Annotated in this window: 14 protein-coding genes; 8 read left to right on the top strand and 6 right to left on the bottom strand. The window is 72.5% G+C overall.

Going from position 1 to position 20,006, the window contains the following annotated elements; genetic code table 11:
- Positions 1 to 2 precede the first annotated feature (2 nt).
- The 4 genes from Phou_RS00345 to Phou_RS00330 are packed head-to-tail and all read left to right on the top strand — an operon-like array spanning position 3 to position 4,018.
- Positions 3 to 857: a MarR family winged helix-turn-helix transcriptional regulator gene (locus Phou_RS00345; protein ID WP_173052484.1), complete on the top strand. Its 855-nt coding sequence runs from the start codon at positions 3 to 5 to the stop codon at positions 855 to 857.
- Entirely contained in the window at positions 857 to 1,549 is a 693-nt protein-coding gene (locus tag Phou_RS00340) for an RraA family protein (protein ID WP_173052482.1), read from the top strand. The genes Phou_RS00345 and Phou_RS00340 overlap by 1 nt, the downstream gene beginning before the upstream one ends.
- Before the next feature lie 54 nt (positions 1,550 to 1,603).
- Positions 1,604 to 3,577 carry an ABC1 kinase family protein gene (locus Phou_RS00335; RefSeq protein ID WP_246273091.1) on the top strand — a complete coding sequence of 658 codons (1,974 nt, stop codon included), beginning with the start codon at positions 1,604 to 1,606 and terminating at the stop codon, positions 3,575 to 3,577.
- 33 nt (positions 3,578 to 3,610) lie between these two features.
- Positions 3,611 to 4,018 (top strand): hypothetical protein, encoded by a 408-nt coding sequence (locus Phou_RS00330; RefSeq protein WP_173052480.1) that lies wholly within the window; start codon positions 3,611 to 3,613, stop codon positions 4,016 to 4,018.
- 655 nt (positions 4,019 to 4,673) lie between these two features.
- Here the strand turns inward: Phou_RS00330 and Phou_RS00325 are convergent.
- The 6 genes from Phou_RS00325 to Phou_RS00300 all read right to left on the bottom strand — a co-directional run bounded on the left by Phou_RS00325 (position 4,674) and on the right by Phou_RS00300 (position 12,151).
- Entirely contained in the window at positions 4,674 to 5,588 is a 915-nt protein-coding gene (locus Phou_RS00325) for a lysophospholipid acyltransferase family protein (protein ID WP_173052477.1), read from the bottom strand.
- A 13-nt stretch (positions 5,589 to 5,601) separates the two neighbouring features.
- Positions 5,602 to 7,161 (bottom strand): NPN-dependent hydroxyacid isomerase, LarAH14/15/16 family, encoded by a 1,560-nt coding sequence (gene larAH, locus Phou_RS00320; protein WP_218578554.1) that lies wholly within the window; start codon positions 7,159 to 7,161, stop codon positions 5,602 to 5,604.
- Between the two features lie 31 nt (positions 7,162 to 7,192).
- Complete coding sequence (locus Phou_RS00315; RefSeq protein WP_173052473.1) at positions 7,193 to 8,386, bottom strand: zinc-dependent alcohol dehydrogenase; 1,194 nt, start codon at positions 8,384 to 8,386, stop codon at positions 7,193 to 7,195.
- A 52-nt stretch (positions 8,387 to 8,438) separates the two neighbouring features.
- The gene (locus Phou_RS00310; protein ID WP_281365053.1) at positions 8,439 to 10,670 is read right to left on the bottom strand and encodes an HAD-IB family hydrolase; all 2,232 of its coding nucleotides are present in this window, start codon (positions 10,668 to 10,670) and stop codon (positions 8,439 to 8,441) included.
- Between the two features lie 81 nt (positions 10,671 to 10,751).
- Positions 10,752 to 11,504: a hypothetical protein gene (locus Phou_RS00305; protein ID WP_218578553.1), complete on the bottom strand. Its 753-nt coding sequence runs from the start codon at positions 11,502 to 11,504 to the stop codon at positions 10,752 to 10,754.
- Positions 11,505 to 11,524: 20 nt separating this feature from the next.
- On the bottom strand, positions 11,525 to 12,151 hold the full coding sequence (locus Phou_RS00300) for a TetR/AcrR family transcriptional regulator (protein WP_173052469.1): 627 nt from the start codon (positions 12,149 to 12,151) through the stop codon (positions 11,525 to 11,527).
- A 542-nt stretch (positions 12,152 to 12,693) separates the two neighbouring features.
- On the opposite strand from Phou_RS00300, the gene Phou_RS00295 reads away from it, so the two are divergent.
- The 4 genes from Phou_RS00295 (at position 12,694) to Phou_RS00280 (ending at position 19,912) form a co-directional block, all read left to right on the top strand.
- Entirely contained in the window at positions 12,694 to 13,956 is a 1,263-nt protein-coding gene (locus Phou_RS00295) for a glycosyltransferase family 4 protein (RefSeq protein WP_173058021.1), read from the top strand.
- Positions 13,953 to 15,800: a 1,4-alpha-glucan branching protein GlgB gene (gene glgB, locus Phou_RS00290; protein ID WP_173052467.1), complete on the top strand. Its 1,848-nt coding sequence runs from the start codon at positions 13,953 to 13,955 to the stop codon at positions 15,798 to 15,800. Before Phou_RS00295 ends, glgB begins: the two co-directional genes overlap by 4 nt.
- A 163-nt stretch (positions 15,801 to 15,963) precedes the next feature.
- On the top strand, positions 15,964 to 17,550 hold the full coding sequence (treZ, locus tag Phou_RS00285; RefSeq protein ID WP_246273090.1) for a malto-oligosyltrehalose trehalohydrolase: 1,587 nt from the start codon (positions 15,964 to 15,966) through the stop codon (positions 17,548 to 17,550).
- A 226-nt stretch (positions 17,551 to 17,776) separates the two neighbouring features.
- Positions 17,777 to 19,912 carry a hypothetical protein gene (locus Phou_RS00280; protein WP_173052465.1) on the top strand — a complete coding sequence of 712 codons (2,136 nt, stop codon included), beginning with the start codon at positions 17,777 to 17,779 and terminating at the stop codon, positions 19,910 to 19,912.
- Positions 19,913 to 20,006: the final 94 nt, after the last annotated feature.

Raw genomic sequence — 20,006 nt, 5'->3', positions numbered from 1 at the left:
GAATGGACTCCTCGCTGGTGGAGCGGGTGCGGCGCTTCAACCGCACCGTCACCCAGCGGATCGGCGCGCTCGACGACGCCTACCTCGCCCGCGGCCGCCCGCTCGGCCAGTGCCGCGTGCTCTGGGAGGTCGGCGACGGGGGGAGCGAGGTCCGCGCGCTGCGGGCCCGGCTCGACCTGGACTCCGGCTACCTGAGCCGCCTGCTCGCCGCCCTGCGCGCCGACGGGCTCGTCGAGGTCACCGCCGCGGACGACGGGCGGGTCCGCACGGTCCGGCTGACCCCGGCCGGCGCCGCCGAGCGGGACGAGCTCGACCGCCGTTCCGACGATCTCGCCACCGACATCCTCACCCCGCTCGACGAGGCGCAGCGCGGCCGGCTGGTGGCCGCGATGGGTGAGGTCGAGCGCCTCCTCGTCGCGTCGATGGTCCGCGTGGCGGAGACCGACCCCCAGGCGCCCGAGGCCCGCGCGTGCGTCGCGGCGTACGTGGCCGAGCTCGCCGCCCGCTTCGACACCGGCTTCGACCCGTCCCGCAGCATCCCGGCCGACGGCGCGCTGCTGCTGGTGGCCACCCTCCACACCGAGCCGGTCGGCTGCGCCGCGCTGCGCGTGCACGATTCGTGGGCGGCGGTGAAGCGGATGTGGGTCGCCCCGTCCGTACGCGGCCTCGGCCTGGGCCGGCGGCTGCTGGCCGAGCTGGAGGCGACCGCGCGCGCCCGCGGGGTCGGCACGCTGCGCCTGGAGACCAACCGCGCCCTGACCGAGGCGATCGCCCTGTACCGGTCCGCCGGCTACCGGGAGGTGCCCGCCTTCAACGACGAGCCGTACGCGCACCACTGGTTTACGAAGGAGCTGTGATGGATCCCCGGTTCTCTGCCCTGACCACGGCACACGTGGCGGACGGCTGCATCCGCGCCGGTGTGCCGGTCCGCTGCGGCCCCGCCGGCCTGCGCGCGGTCGTGCCCGGCGACCGGGTCGCCGGGCGCGTCGCGCCGGTGCGGCACGTGGGCAGCGTGGACGTGTTCCTGGAGGCGTACGAGTCGGCCGCGCCGGGCGACGTGCTTGTCGTGGACAACGGCGGCCGCCTCGACGAGAGCTGCGTCGGCGACCTGGCGGTGCTGGAGGCCAAGACCGCGGGCCTCGCCGGCGCGGTCATCTGGGGCCTGCACCGCGACACCGCCGACGTACGCGCGATCGGCCTGCCGGTCTTCAGCCTCGGCTCCCTGCCGACCGGCCCGCTCCGCCTCGACCCCCGCCCGGACGGCGCGCTGGAGTCGGCCCAGGTCGGGCCGTGGCGGGTCACCCGCGACGACCTCGTCTTCGGCGACGAGGACGGCGTGCTCTTCGTGCCCCTCACGCGCCTGCCGGAGGTGCTCGACCACGCCGAGCGGATCCGCGACACCGAGCGCGCTCAGGCCGACCGCATCCGCGCCGGCGAGACGCTGCGCGGCCAGCTGCGGTTCGCCGAGTTCCTGGAGCGGCGCGCCACCCAGCCCGACTGGACCCTCCGCGACCACCTCCGGCACATCGGCGGCGCCATCGAGGTGTAAGCACTCCCTTGCGATGCCGGGCGCCGGCCTCGCGGGCGGATATCGTCGGTGACCGTGGAGACGACGATCTCGGTGATTGTGTTCGTGCCCACGATGGCCGTGACCGTGTGGTTGCTCGCGGTCGTCATCCGGCGGCTGCTGGGGGTGCGGCTCGGCCCCGTGCGCACGATCCTGGCCGCCGTCCTCGTGCTCTTCCTCACCCCGCCGATCATCCAGGGGTTCGCGCCACCGGACCCCGCGACCGTCGGCGGCGGCGAGGCGATCCTGCTCTCGGCCGTGTCGATCGTCATCGCGGCGCTGCTGGCGATGGTGGCGCTGGTGATCCTGGAGGTGCTGCTGCCGACCGGCTCGCTGCCCGGCCCGCTGGAGCTGTGGCGGGGCGCGGGACGGCGGGTGGCCCGAGTGCGCCGCTACTGGACGATCACGCGGATCGCGCTGCGGCACGGGCTGGGACGGTTCCTGCGCGAACGGGGCGGGCCCGGCCCCGGGTCGGCCGCCTCCCGGCGGCGGCTCGGCCGGTCGCTGCGGATGGCGCTCGACGAGGGCGGCATGACGTTCGTCAAGCTCGGCCAGCAGCTGTCCACGCGGCGGGACATGCTGCCGGCGGAGTTCGTCGACGAGCTCACCACGCTGCAGGACCGGGTGGCGCCGGTGCCGTGGGACGAGGTGGCCGGCGTGCTCGCGGCCGAGCTGGGGCGGCCGGTCGACGAGGCGTTCGCGTGGATCGACCCCGAGCCGCTCGCCGCCGCCTCGGTCGCGCAGGTGCACGCGGCCCGGCTGCCGGACGGCACCGAGGTCGTGGTCAAGGTACGGCGCCCGGGTGTCGCCGCGGTCGTCGAGCGCGACCTCGACATCCTGGAGCGACTCGCGCGGACCCTCGAAGCGCGCACCGCGTGGAGCCGTTCCTTCGGCGCGCGGCGGCTGGTCGGCGGGTTCGCCGAGGCGCTGCGGGAGGAGCTGGACTTCACCGTCGAGCGGGACAACCTCCAGGCCATGGCCGCGGTCCTGGCCGCCTCGCCGGACCGGGGCGTCGGCGTGCCGGTGCCGTACCCTGCGCTCAGCTCCGAGCGGGTCCTGGTGATGCAGCGCCTGCCGGGCACGCCGCTCGGCGCCGCCGCGCCCCTGCTCGAACGGCTCGGCGACGAACGCCGCGCCGCGATCGCCGCCGGGCTGCTCGACACGATGCTGGACCAGGTGCTGGTGCACGGACTGTTCCATGTGGACCTGCACCCGGGCAACCTGCTCGTCGCCGACGACGGCGCGCTCGGCATGCTCGACCTCGGCTCGGTGGGGCGCCTCGACACCGCGACCCGCGTGGCGATCGGTCAGCTGCTCGGCGCGCTGGGGCGGGGCGACTCGGTGGCGGTCAGCGACGCCCTCCTGCAGCTCGTCGACCGTCCGGACACAGTGGACGAACGCGAGCTGCAGCGGGCACTGGGCGCGCTGATCGTCCGGTACGCCGCCCCCGGCAGCACAGCCGGCGCCACCGCCGTCGCCGGCCTGCTGCGCACATTCACCTCGTACGGGCTGGGCGTGCCACCGCCGGTCGCCGCCGTGTTCCGCGCCTTCGCCACGCTCGAGGGCACGCTGGGGCTGCTGATGCCCGGCTTCGACCTCGTCGGCTACGCGCGCTCGGCCGGCGGGCGGCGCATCGCCGAGGCGCTCGCGCCCGACCGCCTGCCCGGCACGCTGGAGGAGGAGCTCGCCGCGCTGCTGCCGGTGCTGCGCCGCCTGCCCCGGCGCGTCGACCGGATCGGCGAGGCACTCGAACAGGGGCGGCTGCGCGTGAACGTGCGCCTCTTCGCCGACGACCAGGACCGCCTGCTGGTGACCGGCCTGCTGCACCGCTCGCTGCTGACCGTCATCGGGGCGGCGGCCGGCGTGATGGCGGTACTCCTGCTCGGCATGGGCAAGGGCCCCGAGCTGAGCGACAGCCTGGGCCTCTTCCCGCTGCTCGGCTACGGCCTGCTGGTCGTCGCCGTCGTGCTCATCCTCCGCGTGCTCGTGGTGATCTTCCGCCGCGACTGACGCCGGTAGCGGGCGGCCCCTAGGGTCGGCGGTGTGAACCCGTTCCTCCGCCTCGTCCTCGGCCCCGGCCGCCTGCCCGACCAGCTCCGCGCCGACCTCACGGCCAACGGCCTCGTCCTGCTGGCGGAGGGCCTGTCCGGCTCGGTCACGTACCGCCACTTCCGCGCCCCGGGCCAGCGCGCCAACTGGCGCAAGCAGGCGGTGTCCGGCGCCGTCGCCATCAGCACCGACCGCCTCCTGGTCTGGGCCGGCCGCTTCCGCCACATCGACGTGCCACTCGCCGACCCGGTGCGGGCCACGATCGAGGCGCGCGCCGACCGCCCCGACCGCATCCTCTTCGCGTACGACGCGGGCACGACCAACCCATCCCGCTCCGGCCGCGTGGAGGTCCGGCTCCGCACCGCCGACGCCCCGCGGATCGAGCGGCTGCTCGCCCTTTGAGGACATATCTGCCCGCGTCCGCGCCAGCTGCGGACCGCATGCTCCCGCGGGCACCGCGGAGGTCGGCGGCTCGCCAGGGCTCGCCGAGTTCCCCGACCTCCGCTGCCGGGTCCGCCCGCCAAGCCCATCCCGCCCGGCGCCCGTCCGCCCGTCCCGCTCCGCGGGCACGGTCGTAGGTTCCTTGATCGGGGAGGCGACCTGGTGGTCGTGGTACTTACTGCGCCTAAAGGTGCAGCCAGGTACCACGATAGGCTGGTGGCGCCTGCTGGTGACGCCGGTCAAGGGATCCGTGGGCGGGCGCGGGTTGGACACAGCGCGCGGGGCCAGCTCGCGCAGATCTTGGCAAGTTAGCGCGAAATGGCAACGCCAACTCACCAAGATCTCGATCTGCCTCCTGGCCTGTCGCCGCTCTCTGACACCGTCGGAGCGTTGGCATGCCGTCGCGCGGCCGCTCCGCATAGTGATCATGCTGCCAGCGGCGTCGGCCATGGTTCGTGCGGCGGGCAGGTACCACGATGGGGCGGATCGACGGGGTCGTGGCCGGCGGCGTGGGCTGGGTGGTTGACCGGGGCGGAGGGTGAGGCCGCGGGAGCAGCGGTCCGGACCACCGCGGACGTCGCGGTAGCCCGGATCCGGCTCTTGGGTTTTGGGTCCTTCAGTCGTCCCAGGCGGGCCGTGGCGCGCGGTCGCCGAGGGGGCGCGTCGACTCCCAGGTGCGGCGCCACGAGCCGGCGGGATACTGCTGGCCGCTCGGCAGCGCGAGCTCGCCCTTGGCCTGGGCGCGCAGCGAGCCGTACCAGCCGAGCTCCTCCTCGGCCCACAGCTGGGCGATCGAGTCGGCCATGCGGGCGTTGAACGCGCGGGCGCCCTCGCCGGCCTGCGGGTGCAGCGGCGTGCCGTACCGGACGACCACGCGGGCGCGGCCCGGGATGGGCCAGTTGCGGCCGCGGGGCATCGCCGCGTACGTGCCGCGCAGGCCGATCGGGACCATCGGCACGCCCTGGGTCACGCAGAGGTGTGCCGCGCCCAGCCGGAGCGGCGACATCCAGCCGTCCTCGCTGCGGGTGCCCTCCGGGAAGAGCAGCAGGCTCCACCCGCGGGCCAGCAGCATCGGCGCCAGGCTGCGCAGGCGGCGCGAGCGGTGGCGTTCGACCGGGAAGGCGTTGAAGACCAGGGCCGTCACGACCGCGCGCAGGCGGGCGTCGAAGAAGTAGTCGGCCGCCGCGCCGACCGCGACGCGTTCGCCCAGGTGGCGGGGGAGCGAGCCGAGGATCAGCGGGGTGTCCAGGTGGCTGCTGTGGTTGGCCACGAACACCACCGGCCCCTTGAGCGCGGCCAGCCGGTCGCGTCCCTGGATCTCCGGGCGGGTCTGGCTCCACGTCAGCGGGGTCAGCACCCCGCGCTGCAGCGCCCGACGCGCGGTCTGCGCCGCCTGGGTGCGCGCCCAGCCGGTCGGGAACTCGCGCGGCGGCTCCGGCGGCTCGTGCGCGACCGCGGACCGCGGGGTGCGCGAGCGGCCGCGCCAGTCACGGCCGCCGGTGAGGGTGCGGATGTCCTTCATCAGGCCCATGAAGAGAACCCCTTCACCGTACGTCCGCCATCGTCAGCGGCGGGGCGTGCAGGTAGTTGATCGTCGGCGAGCTGCCCACCCGCTCGCGGGCCATCTCCAGCGCGTCATCCAAAGTGGACGCGGAGCGGAAGCCCATGCGCGCCGTGGTCTTGCGGTCACCACCGACGAAGATGACGTCGCCGAGGTGCTCCAGCGCGTGCGCGCCCCAGTACCACATGTAGAGCGGGTGTACGCCGTGGTAGGCGTAGCTGTTGCGGTACAGGTGGATGTACCACGGGTCGGTGGCGAACTGCTCCTCGAACTTCGTCTCGATCGCCACCGGGTCGGTGGTCTCGGCGAGCACCTCTTCGAAGAAGTCGATGTAGCTGGGGTGGTGCACGGGGTGGAACTCGTTGCGCACCGGGTGGTAGTAGATGGCCACGCCGCCGGGGCGGACGATCGGCTGGTTGCGGTACAGGTTGAAGAAGTAGCCGAGCCCGAGCGACATCACCAGGATCGGGTTCATGATCGAGTTGACGTTGTACGGGCAGATGTACGGCAGGCCCCAGATCCCGATGTCCGCCGGACCGTCCACTTCGGTCAGCTGCTGCCGCAGCACGTTGCGCATCGTCACCTCGTGCACCTGGATCGGGTCTCCCGCGGTGACCGACGTGACGCCGTACGGCGAGGCGGTCTTGTGCCACAGCTGACGCCGCCGCTTCGGCGGGGCGAGGTCGTTGGCCCGCTTCACCGCCAGGTACGCCGCCTGGTCCTTGAGCGTCCACTCCCACTCGCGCTTGTTCAGGAAGCCCACCTGCGAGGGGAACGTGTCGTTGTTGAGCGTCGTCTCGATCTGGAAGATCTTGAGATTGTCGCCGAGCAGGCCGGCCATGCGGTCGTAGGAGTGGTGCATGGCCGAGTTCGGCGGGTCGTTGAACGAGCGCGAGTGCCGCAGCGTGTGCACGTTGTGGTGGTGCTTGAGGCTGCGGTACGAGGCGAGCCCCACCGACACCGACTTCGGGCCGCCGCTCATCGCGGTGAGCGACACGTTGACGTACACGATGAGGTCGCTCTCGGCCGCCCGCCGGTTGATCTCGACGACCTCGCCGTGCTTGGTGTGTCCGATCTCGACAAGGTTGGCCTTGTCCTCGGCGTCGTGGTTGCGCAGGTGGCGCGGGAAGAAGGAGCGGTAGACGCGCTCGCCGACCGTCCGCTTGAGCTCGGCCGGCGTCATGCGGCGGTGCAGCGCGTTGCCGGCGATCAGCTCGACGTCGTCGACGCCCTTGGCCGCGGCCAGCTCCAGCACCTGCTCGATCACCCGCTGGCGGATGTCGGGCGTGCGCATCGGCGGCAGCGGGATCGACAGGTCGTCGAAGACGATCGTCAGCTTCATGCCGGCGAACAGCAGCTCCCGCAGCGGCTCGCGGCCGAGCGGGTTGTCCAGCGCGCGGCGGATCTCACCGTCGACGTCGCGCATGCCCGGCAGCGACTCCGGCGGATAGATGACGCGGCTGCCCAGCGGCAGCTTTTCCAGGCGGAACCCCTCGCCCTCGTGCATCAGCAGCGCTGGAGTCCTCTCATCGACTTCCAGCACGAAACCAGGCCTACTCATATCGAGGGTCCCCCTATTGATCCTTGGTCGGGTCGAACGCCACCTTGATCGAGCCGAGCCGCCCCGCGGAGCTGGCGTGCCCGATCGCGTCCCGCCAACGGGACAGCGGATACACGGCGTCGACGTAGCCGTTCAGCGGCGCGGACTTGGCGAGCGCCATCGCGTCCGGGAAGTCGTTGCCACCCGAGGCGTACGCCCCGACGATGTTGAGCTCACGGAACCAGGCCGGCGTGAGGTCGACGCTGGCGTTGGGCATTCCGGACAGCAGCACGGTACCGCCGGCCCGGACCACCCGCAGCGCGGTGTCCAGGCCCGAGCCGGCCGTGCAGTCGAAGGCGATGTCGGTGCCGCCGAGCAGGAACTCGGCGCCCTGCTCGGGCCGGGCCAGGAAGCCGCCCGTCGCCCGGCGCAGCGCCCGCGCCGCCCGGTCCGAGGAGAGCACCTCGGTGGCGCCCATCTCGCGCGCCCGCTCGCGCTGGTGGCCGTAGCGCGCGATCACGTAGATCGGGCCGGCCTTCGTGTACTCGCGCAGCGCGAGCGTGGTGAACAGCCCCACCGTGCCGGCGCCGACGACCAGCACGCTCGCGCCGTCCGGGATCGGCACGCGGCGCACCGAGTGGACCGCGGTGGCCAGCGGCTCGACGAGCACGGCCCGCTCGTCGTCGAGCTCGTCCGGCACCTTGTGCAGCTGGCTGGCGTGCGCCACGAACATCCGGCTCCAGCCGCCGCCGGTGTCCGCGCAGAAGCCGGTCTGCAGCGCCGCCGAGACCCGCCCGGAGGTGATGTGGTCGCACCGGCTGTGCTCGCCGGCCGCGCAGCCCGGGCAGAGCTTGACGTCGCGGGGCACGCAGCCCAGCACCGGGTCGAGCACGACGCGGCTGCCCTTCGGCAGGTCGGGCAGCGCGTCCAGGGTCTCGCCGACGACCTCGTGACCCGGTGTGAAGGGCAAGGAGATCAAAGCGCTGAGGTACGGCGAGTTGCGGCCGGTCAGCAGTCCCAGGTCGGAGCCGCAGATGCCGGACAGCAGCGGCTTGACCCGCGTCCAACCGGGGCCGGGCAGGCGCGGCTCGGGGCGGTTGACGAGCCGGACGGGCGACATGTTCGCCGCCCACCAGCCGGCCGCGCGGCCCGTCGCGATGGTGCCGGTCGCGGTCCGCGCGGTGATGTAGCGGATCGGCGAGCGGTGGTACTCGAGGTTGAGGTTCACGGCTTTCCCCCGGGAGAGCGCGACGCGGAGCGGAGCGGGTTCACGGGGTGTTTCATGGCACCGTCTCCAGGAAGGCGTCGCTGGCCGGCAGGGTGTACGCCTTCCACTGCGCCACCGCCCAGCGGCGGGACTTGGCGTGCCGGTACAGGTGCGGGTCGGGGTTGACCGCGACCGGGTGGCCGACCGCCTCCAGCAGCGGGCGGTCCGAGTAGCTGTCGCCGTACGCGTAGCTGGCCGGCAGGTCGGCGCCGGAGTTCTCCGCGTACCGCCGCAGCCACGCCGCGCGGGCCTCGCCGACCAGCGGCGGCGCCTCCAGGAAGCCGGAGTAGCGGCCGTCGCGCATGTGCAGCCGGCTCGCCACCACCTCGTCGAAGAGGCCGGCGATCGGCTGGACGAGCACGTCGACCGTCCCCGTGATCAGGACCGTGCGGTGCCCGGCCGAGCGGTGCTTGCGCACCTGGCGGATGGCCTCGGGGTGGGAGCGGCGCAGCAGCGCGTCGCCGAGCCGCTCGTGCACGATGCGGGCCAGGCCCGCCTCGTCGGCACCGGCGTACCGCCGCATGAACGTGCGCAGGAACTCGCCCCGGTCGCGCCGCTCCGCCGACAGGTAGCGCGGGAGCTTGCGGACCAGGTCGGCGACCTCGGCCGGCCAGCCGGAGCGGGGCAGGTCGCAGAGGCGGGCCAGCAGGTACGTCTCGATCACGTTGGACGCGACAAGCGTGCCCTCCAGGTCGAACACCGCCACCACGTCGCCGCCGTTTGGCGACTGGCGCAGCGCCGGCAGCGCGTTGCTGCTGGTGCGCCGCCCGACCGTCGCCTTGCGCATCGTGGCGGTGATCGCCGGGTAGTGCACCTCCTGCAGGTAGTGGTGCCAGTCGATGGCCGCCGCGTCGAAGCCGTGCGCCTCGACCCGGTCGCCGGGCAGCGCGCGGTGCAGCGCCAGCAGCTTGTTGTCGGTGTAGATGACCTCGGCCTCGGTGTAGACGCCGTACAGGTCGGCGTACTTGCGCAGGAAGTCGAGCTGGTCCTGCTGCCGGGTCAGGTCGTCCTGCCACCGCCGGGTGCGCTTGTTGGCCGGCGCGGACAGCAGCGCCTTCTGCGCCACCGACAGCACCTTCTCGCCGGTGCGCAGCTGCCGCTCGACCCGCCGCGCGCCGGGGAACGTCCACTCCGGCACCTTGATCTGGCCGCGTCCGCCGTCGGGCATCGGGTGGTCGGTGAAGTACTCCTTGACGCTGTCGTACATGGCCCGGAACGTGAGCGGGTTACGGGCGCCGGAGCCGACGTGGTAGTACGCCGGCGTCTCGACCGGCGGGGGAGCGGCGGCCACCGCGAGGGTCGCGTTGACCACGATGTCGACCGGGATCACGTCCAGGACGCCGTCCGGCAGGCCGGGAAACTCCGGCAGGATGCCCCGGCCGAACGCGAGGATCAGCGGGTCGGCCATCTTGAAGCCGTCGATCCAGCCGGGGAACGGGTAGCGCAGCGCGCTCTCCACGATCGCCGGGCGTACCACCGACAGCGGCATCGCGCCGGTCAGCGTCTCCTCGGCCACCCGCTCGCCGAGCGCCTTGGTGAACGTGTAGACGTCCGGCCAGCCGACGCTCTGCGCGCGCAGCCGCCCGTACTCGACGAGCTGTTTCTCCACCCACTCGACCCGCCGCTGCTCGGCGGCGGTCGCGGTGCTCTGCGGCCCTGACTTGCCGTGGTCCTTGCGGGCGTCGGCGATGGCCCGCTTGAGCACGGCGGGGCGGCGCGAGTCCCACTCCACGCTCTCGCGCGCGGCCCGCGCCGAGGACAGCTCGATCCGCCAGTCGGCGTTGTGGTCCAGCGACCGCTCGGGCACGACACCCTTGCGCGCTCCCGCCACGTACGCCGTGGAGACGTGCACGACGTGCGGCGTGGCGCCGCTGGCCTTGACCGCCTCGTAGAGGTCGATCACGCCCTGCACGTTGGTGCGGAAGGCGTCGTCGATCGGCGGGTCGAACGAGACCGTCGATGCCGCGTGGATCACCGCGTCGATGTCGGCCGGCAGGCGCACGTCGGTGCTGCCCAGCTCGGCGTCGACCACGCTCACCCGCTCCGCGACGATGGCCGCGGCCGCCTCCGCGCCGACCGCCTGCCGCCACTTGGCGAAGACCGGCCGCTTGAGCAGCGTGTTGAGGCGATCGGTGCCGGACGAGCTGCCGCGCCGCCGGATCAGCAGCGTCACCCGCGTCTCCGGGTAGCTCGAGAGCAGCTTTTCCAGCAGCGCCTGACCGAGGAACCCGGTGCCGCCGGTCAGGAGGATGTGCTGCCCCGCAGGTGGTCCGTCACGCTGTGGCCACTCGGACGCCGAACGCCTGCACGGCCTTGGAAACCAGGCTCAGGCCCTGCTGGCCGGGAAGCTTGTCGACCTTGGAGTCGAGCATCTGCACCATCTTGTTGCCCCTTCGCCGCCGAGCAGGTGGTTGAGGACGAAGCGCGTCTCGGCCTTCGGCGTGATGGTCGAGCCGACCGGGGCCCAGAACTTCCGAAGCGCGAAGCGGGTGATCCGCTGTGCCTTTCGGCTCTTTTCCAGCCGCTCCCGGGCCTCGGACATGTAGAACGCCAAGTGTCGGCTCTCCTGTTGCTGGATGCGCTGCAGAATCTTCGTCAGCGTCGCATGCTGCTCAAGCTCGATCAACCTGCCGTAGGCGGCGTGCGCCGACCACTCGTTGACCGCGCCCCACGTCATGTGCGTGGCGATGAAGTCCTCCCCGAAAACGGCCGCGGTGAGGCATTGGGTGATCGGTGCGATCACGTTTCCGCGGAACCCCTGTGCCAACCGCACCGAGCGGTGCCGCGGCAGCCCGTTGATCTCGGCGTGCACCGCGAGGACCCGGTCGATCACGTCGCCGTGCCAGTACTCCTCGAAGTTCCACATCGTCAGGAACGCGGTGATCCGGGGGTTCTGGTGCGAGGGGGTGACCAGCAGGTCGCGCAGGTAGCAGACCGTGTGCGTCTCCACGTCCGTCATGTAGTGCAGGCAGCGGATGGCCTCGGCGCTCAGCGGCTTGTCACGAAAGTCATCGAAGTCGATGTCGTCAACCTCGACCGCCTTGGCGGTCTGTTTGTAGTGGTCCAGGTCAAAGGACATGTCGGCCGGCCTCCGGGGGCTCAAGTTACGGCGCGCAGGTAGAGCTCGACCACCTCGTCGAGCCGCTTGCGATTCGGAACGAGGACCTCACCCGGACGGGCCAGCCCATCGAGAAAGACGAAGGTCATCATCGGGCCGATGAAGAGCCGGGTGGCGAGGTCGAGGTCGACGTCGCGGATCACCCCGGCTCCGCGGGCACGCTCCAGTACGGCCTCCACGCGGGCCAGGAAGCGGGCCGGCACGGTTTCCCTCCAGATCGCCAGCAGCCCCGGTGTGGTCGCCATCTCCGCGATGAAGATGCGGAAGAGGGCCAGGTTGTCGTCGCTCATCAGGTGGGTGACCATCACCCGGGCCACCTCGGAGAGCACCTCCCGCAGGTGCTCCAGATCGGTGACGGTGCGGTCCGCGAGCAAGGGCGCTCGCTCGTCGAGGGACGCGACGATGCTGCCCAGCACGTCGACGAGCAGGTCTTCTTTGCTGCGGAAGTACACGTACAGCGTCTGCTTGGAGACGCCCGCACAGGCCGCGACGTGGTCCATGCTCGTGCCGGACACGCCGGACTCGAGGAACGCGGCGAGGGCGCCCTGGCGGATCTGCTCCCGCTTCGCCTGGGCCCGCCGCGAGTCCAGCTCCACGACACCCCCCATGTGCCCCCGTTGCGCGGGCCCGGGTCGGGCCCGCCAAACAAACCAAACTGTTCAGTTTGATTTCAGGTGATGCTGTCATGTCACCCCGCCCACATCAAGGGCGACCCCCGTCACACGCGTGTCTTCCGTCCCGCCCGCGCTCCACCAGGCGAGCGGTGCATTCCTTCGGGCTTGCCGGAGGCCGTTTGGCGCTGCCCCGGCCGCGTTGTGACGTGGGCTGGTGGGCTGGGACACGCTACTGGCAGGTAAGGGGCACATCGGGCGTGTCGTCCCTCACCTTTACACCTCCCTGGAATGCGGGCGAAACACGGATGGCTTTTCCTATACGTGGCCGCTCGGCCAATGACTTACTTTCACGCACGCACTGCCGCCACAGGCGCCGGCTGGCGTACCCACCTGCCTGTTTCGCGTAGAAGGAGAAGAGTGTGACCCTGCGGGTCGACCCCACCGACGGCGCCTACCGTCCCTCCCCGACCGCCCCGACTTTCCCGCAGACTCCGAGCCACCGTGGCGGCGCTCCCGACGGCCGGCGCCGCATCCTGATGCTCTCCTGGGAGTACCCGCCGGTCCTGGTGGGTGGCCTGGGGCGGCACGTGCACCACCTCTCGACCACCCTGGCCGCCGCCGGCCACGAGGTCACGGTCGTCACCCGCCACGCTCCCGGCGCCCCGCTGGAGGAGTACTCCGAGGGCGTGCGGATCGTCCGCGCTCCCGAGGACCCGCCGGTCTTCCCGCTGGCCACGCCCTCGCTGCTGGCCTGGACGATGGCGTTCAACCACACGCTGACCCGGGCCGCGCTGCGTGCCGCGGAGTCCGGCGAGTACGACGTGATCCACGCCCACGACTGGCTGGTCACGCACACCGCGATGACCCTCAAGGAGCACCTGGACCTGCCGCTCGTGGCGACCATCCACGCCACCGAGGCGGGCCGGCACCAGGGCTGGCTGCCCGAGGAGATGAACAAGGCCATCCACTCCGTCGAGTGGTGGCTCGGCCAGGAGGCGGCCCGCGTCATCGTCTGCTCGGAGTACATGAAGTGGGAGGTCAACCGCCTGTTCGACCTGCCGACCGAGCGCCTCGACGTGGTCGCGAACGGGGTGGAGACCGACCGCTGGCAGGTGCCCACGGACGCGGTCGAGTCCGCCCGCCGGCGGTTCGCCGGTGACGGTCCGCTGCTCACGTTCGCCGGCCGCCTCGTGTACGAGAAGGGCGTGCAGGACCTCATCGCCAGCCTGCCCAAGCTCCGTGACCGGCACCCCGGCCTGCGCCTGGTGATCGCCGGCGACGGGCCGTACAAGCCGGAGCTGGAGGCCGACATCCACCGCCACGGCCTCAGCCAGACGGTGACCTTCCCGGGGTTCCTGGGCGGCACCGACCTGCCGGCACTGATCGCCGCCTCCGACTGCTTCGCGGTGCCGAGCATCTACGAGCCGTTCGGCATGGTCGCGCTTGAGGGCGCGGCGGCCGGTGCGCCGCTCGCGGTCGCCTCGACCGGTGGGCTGGCCGAGTTCGTGCAGCCCGGCTTCAACGGCATCACCTTCCCGGCCAAGGACCCGGACGCGCTGGCCGACGCGGTCGGCTCGCTGCTGTCCGACGCCGACCAGGCCCGCACGATGGCCAAGCGCGCCCGCGCGATGGTGCACGAGCGGTACGGCTGGGCTTCGATCGCGGCCCGCACGGCGGCCGTGTACTCCGCGGCCATCGCGCAGGCGCCGGCGTTCAACGCCGCGCAGGCCGAGGCCCGCATGGCACAGGGCCGCCCGGCCATGAGCATCCGCGAGGGCAACCTGTTGGCGGTGGCATGACGGCGCTGAGTACTCTCACCCGGATCAGCGACTTCGATCTTTTCCTCATCGGCCAGGGCCGCCACGAGCGGCTCTGGGAGGTGCTCGGCGCACACGTCGAGGGTGCGGGCACGCGGTTCGCGGTCTGGGCCCCCAACGCGCGCGAGGTGCAGGTCGCGGGCGACTTCACCGGCTGGGAGGGCGTCCCGCTGGAGCGGCTCGGTGCGAGCGGCGTCTGGGCGGGCCACGTGGACGGCGCCCGGGCCGGCAACCGGTACAAGTTCAAGATCCACGGTGCGGACGGGCGCTGGGTGGACAAGGCCGACCCGCTGGCGCGGGCGACCGAGGCACCCCCGCTCACCGCCTCGGTGATCGAGGAGTCGTCCTACACGTGGGGTGACGAGGCGTGGGTCGCCGCCCGCCCCAAGGACCACCACGCCCGGCCGATGTCCGTGTACGAGGTGCACCTCGGCTCGTGGCGTCCCGGACTGTCCTACGTGGACCTTGCCGACCAGCTCGTGGCGTACGTGACCGATCTCGGCTTCACACACGTCGAGCTGCTCCCGGTCGCCGAGCACCCGTACGGCGGCTCGTGGGGCTACCAGGTGACCGGCTATTACGCGCCGACGGCCCGGTTCGGGACGCCGGACGAGTTCCGGTACCTGGTCGACAAGCTGCACCAGGCCGGTGTCGGCGTGCTGCTGGACTGGGTGCCGGCGCACTTCCCCAAGGACGAGTGGGCCCTGGCCCGCTTCGACGGCACCTTCCTGTACGAGCACGAGGACCCGCGCCGCGGCGAGCACCCCGACTGGGGCTCGCTGGTGTTCAACTACGGCCGGTGGGAGGTGCGCAACTTCCTCGTCGCCAACGCGCTGTACTGGCTGGAGGAGTTTCACATCGACGGCCTGCGCGTGGACGCGGTCGCCTCGATGCTGTACCTGGACTACTCGCGCGAGCACGGCCAGTGGGAGCCGAACGCGTACGGCGGCCGGGAGCACCTGGAGGCCATCGACCTGCTGCGCGAGCTGAACGCGACCGTGTACCGCAACCACCCCGGCGTCGTCATGATCGCCGAGGAGTCGACCGCGTGGCCCGGGGTCTCCCGGCCGGTCGACTGGGGCGGCCTGGGCTTCGGCCTGAAGTGGAACATGGGCTGGATGCACGACACGCTCGGCTACGTGAGCCGGGACCCGGTGCACCGCACCTACCACCACGACGAGCTGACCTGGCCGTCCATGTACGCGTTCGACGAGCAGTTCCTGCTGCCGATCAGCCACGACGAGGTGGTGCACGGCAAGGGCTCGCTCATCGGCAAGATGCCCGGCGACCGGTGGCAGAAGCTGGCGGGCCTGCGCGGGTTCCTGGCGTACATGTGGGCGTTCCCGGGCAAGCAGCTGCTCTTCATGGGCTGCGAGCTGGCCGACGAGCGGGAGTGGAGCGAGGCGCGCGGGCTTGACTGGTCGCTGACCGGCGAGGGCACGCCCGCCCTGCTGCGCGACCTCAACCGGGTGTACCGCGAGTCGCCGGCGCTGTGGGCGAACGACACGAGCGCGGACGGCTTCGGCTGGATCCGGCACGACGACCGCGCGTCGAACGTCGTGTCGTTCCTGCGGCACGCCGACGGCCAGACGCTCGCCTGCGTGGTCAACTTCTCCGGGGTGCCGCGGACCGGCTACCGGCTCGGGCTGCCCGAGGGCGGCCGCTGGGAAGAGGTCGTCAACACCGACGCCGACGTGTACGGCGGCTCCGGCGTGGGCAACCTCGGCGCGGTCGAGGCGGACGGCCCCGCAGCCGACGGCCAGCCGCACTCGGCCGAGGTGCACGTCGGCCCGTACGCGGCGGTGTGGCTCCGCAAATCGGGATAAAAACGTCTGATTGCGGGCAGGATAGGCCCATGGCCGAGCTTGCCGTATGGGTGCCGGAGCGGTCCCGGGTGCGTGCGCGCCTGGACGGCGGGCGGGACATCGACCTCACCCGGGCGAAGACGGTTGGTGGCGGGCAACGGCGCCCGCCGCCGACTACGCGTTTTTGCTGGACGACGAGGACGAGCCGCTGCCCGACCCGCGCTCACCCTGGCAGCCGTACGGGGTGCACGGGCCGAGCCGGGTGTACGACCACGCCGCCTTCCGCTGGACCGACGCCGGCTGGACCGGGCGCGCCCTGCCCGGCAGCGTGGTGTACGAGCTGCACGTGGGCACGTTCACGCCGGAGGGCACGTTCGACGCGGCGGTGACCCGCCTGGACCACCTCGCCGACCTGGGCGTGACCACTGTCGAGCTGCTCCCGGTGAACGCGTTCAACGGCACCTGCAACTGGGGCTACGACGGCGTCTGCTGGTACGCGCCGCACGAGGCGTACGGCGGGCCGGACGGGCTCAAGCGCTTCGTCGACGCGGCGCACCAGCGCGGGCTCGCCGTGATCGTCGACGCGGTGTACAACCACTTCGGCCCCTCCGGCGCGTACGCGCCGCGCTTCGCGCCCTACCTCGCCGAGGGCGCCAACACCTGGGGCCGCTCGCTCAACCTCGACGGGCCCCACTCCGACGGGGTGCGGCGGTACGTGATCGACAGCGCGCTGATGTGGCTGCGTGACTACCACGCCGACGGGCTGCGGCTGGACGCCGTGCACGCGCTGGTCGACCACCGGGCGGTACACCTGCTGGAAGAGCTCGCCACGGAGGTGGACGCGCTCGCCGCGCACCTCGGCCGCCCCCTGACGCTGATCGCCGAGTCCGACCTGAACGATCCCCGCCTGATCACTCCCCGCGAGGCCGGCGGGTACGGGCTGCACGCGCAGTGGGACGACGACGTGCACCACGCGCTGCACACGCTGCTGACCGGCGAGCGGCAGGGCTACTACGCCGACTTCGGCGGGGCCGAGTGCCTGGCGACCGTCCTGCGAGGCGCCTTCTTCCACGCCGGCACCTGGTCCGCCTTCCGCAAGCGGGTGCACGGGCGGCCGGTCGACCGGGAGCGGACCCCCGGGTACCGCTTCCTGGCCTACCTGCAGAACCACGACCAGATCGGAAACCGGGCGACCGGTGACCGGATGGCCGAGACGCTCAGCCCCGGGCTGCTCAAAGTCGGCGCGGTGCTGCTCCTGACCAGCCCGTTCACGCCGATGCTCTTCATGGGTGAGGAGTGGGGCGCGCGTACCCCGTGGCAGTTTTTCACCAGCCACCCCGAGCCTGAGCTGGCCGCGGCGGTCGCCACCGGGCGGCGCCGGGAGTTCGCCGCGCACGGGTGGCTGAGCGACGAGGTGCCCGACCCGCAGGACCCCGCGACGTTCGCCCGCTCGCACCTGGAGTGGGCCGAGCTGGAAAAGCCCGCCCACCGCGAGATGTACGACTTCTACCGCGCCCTGATCGCGCTGCGCCGCCGGCGGCCCGACCTCACCGACCCTCGCCTGGACCGGGTGGAGGCGTCGCCGGGGGACCGGTCGCTCGTGGTCCGCCGCGGCGGCACGGTGGTCGCCGCCAACTTTGCGCCACACCCCCAGCGGCTGGTGCTGCCGGCCGCCGCCCGCGCCACGCTGCTGGTCACCGACGTCGGCGCGGTGGTCGACGGCGAGGTGGTGGACCTGCCGGGCGAGTCCGCGGCGATCGTCGGGCTTTAGATGTGGAGCGAGTCATCCGTCCGGCGCTCAGCGCCGTTATTCTCCACGAGGCCTTGCGACGGAGCGGGGCGGCGGCCACACGGAAGAAGGCGATGACCACACAGCACTCGGTCGCGGGGCCTTCAGCGAGCGCCCCGCCATCCGCGCCGGAGAGGCCGGCGGCGGAGGGGACGAGCCGGCCGGTCGCCGCCGGTGGTGGCGGCCCGATCTGCTCACCACGGTCGGGGTGCTGGCGTTCGTCCTCTTCACGCTCGGCACGGTCGGCTCGCCGCTGTGGGGTGGCTCGGTGCTCGCGCCGACGGACGAGCTGCAGCTGCGCAGCCCGTACCAGGACACGGGGTTCGCGGGCATCCCGGTGCAGAACACCTACATGGACGACACGTACAACGCGGTCATTCCGGACACGATCCTCTTCGCCAACGAGCTGAAAGAGGGGCACGTCGCGGCGTGGAACCCGTACGTGGTGGGCGGTGTCCCGCTCGGGTCGATCCCCACGCTCGGGCTCGCCAACCCGCTCACCCTTCCGTACTACCTGCTGCCCGACGCGCTCGCACCGGGATACGTAAAGGTCCTGGAGACCGTCTTCTGCGGGATAATGACGTTTCTCTTCCTGCGCCGGCTGCGGCTGGGGCGGCCGGCGGCGGTGCTGGGCGGGCTCGTCTTCGCCAGCAGCGCCTTCATGATCATGTGGACGAACTGGCCGCACACCCGCACCGCGGCGTTCATACCGGCGGTGTTCTGGGCGCTCGAGCGGCTGGTGCAGCAGCGGCGGGTGCGGGACGCCGCCCTGGTCAGCCTCGCGGTCGGCGGCATGCTGGCCGGCGGCTTCCCGGCGGTCACCGCGTTCACGCTGTTCACGGCCGCCCCATACCTGCTGGTACGCGCGTTCGCCGCCTACCCCGGACAGGCCCGCCGCGCCCTCGGCGTGGTCGCCGGGGCCGCAGCCGGGCTGGCCGGCGCCGTGGCGCTCGTCGCGTTCCAGCTGCTGCCGTTCGCCCGGCAGATGTCGCAGGTGCTCATCGCCGGCCGTGAGCAGCAGTCCGACGAGCACCTCTCCGCCGCCAGCCTGATCACCTCGATCGCGCCGTGGGCGCTCGGCTCGGTCGCACCGTCCCGCCCGCCGGAGTGGTACCTGCCGGTCAACCTCGTGGAGTCGATGTCCTACGTCGGCGCGGCGGGGCTCGTGCTTATCGTGGTCGCCGTCGCCGCTCCCTGGGCGGCCCGCGCGTTCCTGCCCCGCGGCACCTGGAGCTTCCTCGTCCTGGCCCTGGGCATCTGGGTGGCGGTCATCTACACGGCACCGGGCGCCGGCGTCGTGCACCACCTGCCGGTCTTCTCCACCAACTTCGTCGGCCGCGCGCGCAGCGTCGTGTGGCTGCTGATCGCCGCCCTCGCGGCCATCGGACTGGAGGTGGTCCTGCGCCGCCGGGAGGCCGGCGCCGTCGCGGGCGGGCGCCGCCGACGCCTCTGGTACGCCGCGGGCGTGTCGACCGCCTTCGGCGCGGCCGGCCTGGTGATCCTCTTCCAGGCGCGGCAGGTCACCACGGTTGGCCGCGCCGACGCGGTGCAGCAGGCGGAGCGGATGCGGCAGCTCGACGGCGAGGTGCTGGTCGGCGTCATCTTCCTCGCGGTCGCGGTGGCTGCCGTGGTGCTGGCCTGGTGGTCGGGCGGCCGGCGGGGTCCGCTGTGGGGCCGGGTCCGCGTGGGCGCGGCCGCCACGCTGCCCGTGCTCGCGGCGGCGCAGGCGCTCACGCTCACCGTGCCGTACCTGCCGCGGGTGGACAAGGACACGTTCTTCCCGGTCACGCAGACGCACCGGTACCTCATGGAGCACATCGGCCACGACCGTTTCTCCGGCACCTGGGGCGGCATGCAGATCGGCGCCGACTCGCAGCTGCGGCTGCGGGCGCTCAGCGGCCACCAGTTCGTCAACCGGCGCTTCGCCGAGCTTGTGCAGGGCATACCGACAAAGCAGCTCGAATCGTCCACCTGGCTGGACCTGCCCGCGCGGGCGGACGTGGCGAGCAGCCCCGTCCTCGACCGGCTGGGCGTCCGCTACTTCGTGACCAGCCCGTCCGACCGGGTGTTCGGGCGGCGCACGCCGGCGCCCAAGGGCGGCACCCCGGTCGTCGTGGGGAGGGCCCGGCCAGCCTCACGACCGAGGGGCCGCTGCGCGCGGTGGTCATCCGGCCGGTCGGTCCGCTGCCCGCCCGCGCGCCCGACTCGGTGGTCGTGGCGGTGCTCAAGGACTCCGGCGGGCGGGAGGTGGCCCGGTCACAGCGCCTCGCCGCGAGGCTCGTCGAGGGACAGCCGTTCGACTTCCCGGTGGCGGCCGAGGACGTGCCGGCGGGCAGCGAGCTGACCGTGGAGTTCAGCACGAGCGGGGTCGACGGGCCGCTGCGCGCCGAGGGGATCGACGGGGAGGTCGCGCTCGAGACCACCACCGCGGCCGGCGA

The organism is Phytohabitans houttuyneae (assembly GCF_011764425.1).
Classification (GTDB): Bacteria; Actinomycetota; Actinomycetes; order Mycobacteriales; family Micromonosporaceae; genus Phytohabitans; species Phytohabitans houttuyneae.
The sequence above is the reverse complement of the archived record's forward strand: the minus strand, read 5'-3'. Positions and strand labels throughout refer to the sequence as shown.

Bases quoted from the DNA above. Each gene is read 5' to 3' on its own strand.
- Phou_RS00345 (WP_173052484.1), top strand. From the start codon at position 3: ATGGACTCCTCGCTGGTGGAGCGGGTGCGGCGCTTCAACCGCACCGTC.
- Phou_RS00340 (WP_173052482.1), top strand. From the start codon at position 857: ATGGATCCCCGGTTCTCTGCCCTGACCACGGCACACGTGGCGGACGGC.
- Phou_RS00325 (WP_173052477.1), bottom strand. From the start codon at position 5,588: ATGGGCCTGATGAAGGACATCCGCACCCTCACCGGCGGCCGTGACTGG.
- Phou_RS00305 (WP_218578553.1), bottom strand. From the start codon at position 11,504: ATGTCCTTTGACCTGGACCACTACAAACAGACCGCCAAGGCGGTCGAG.
- Phou_RS00300 (WP_173052469.1), bottom strand. From the start codon at position 12,151: ATGGGGGGTGTCGTGGAGCTGGACTCGCGGCGGGCCCAGGCGAAGCGG.
- Phou_RS00295 (WP_173058021.1), top strand. From the start codon at position 12,694: ATGCTCTCCTGGGAGTACCCGCCGGTCCTGGTGGGTGGCCTGGGGCGG.
- glgB (WP_173052467.1), top strand. From the start codon at position 13,953: ATGACGGCGCTGAGTACTCTCACCCGGATCAGCGACTTCGATCTTTTC.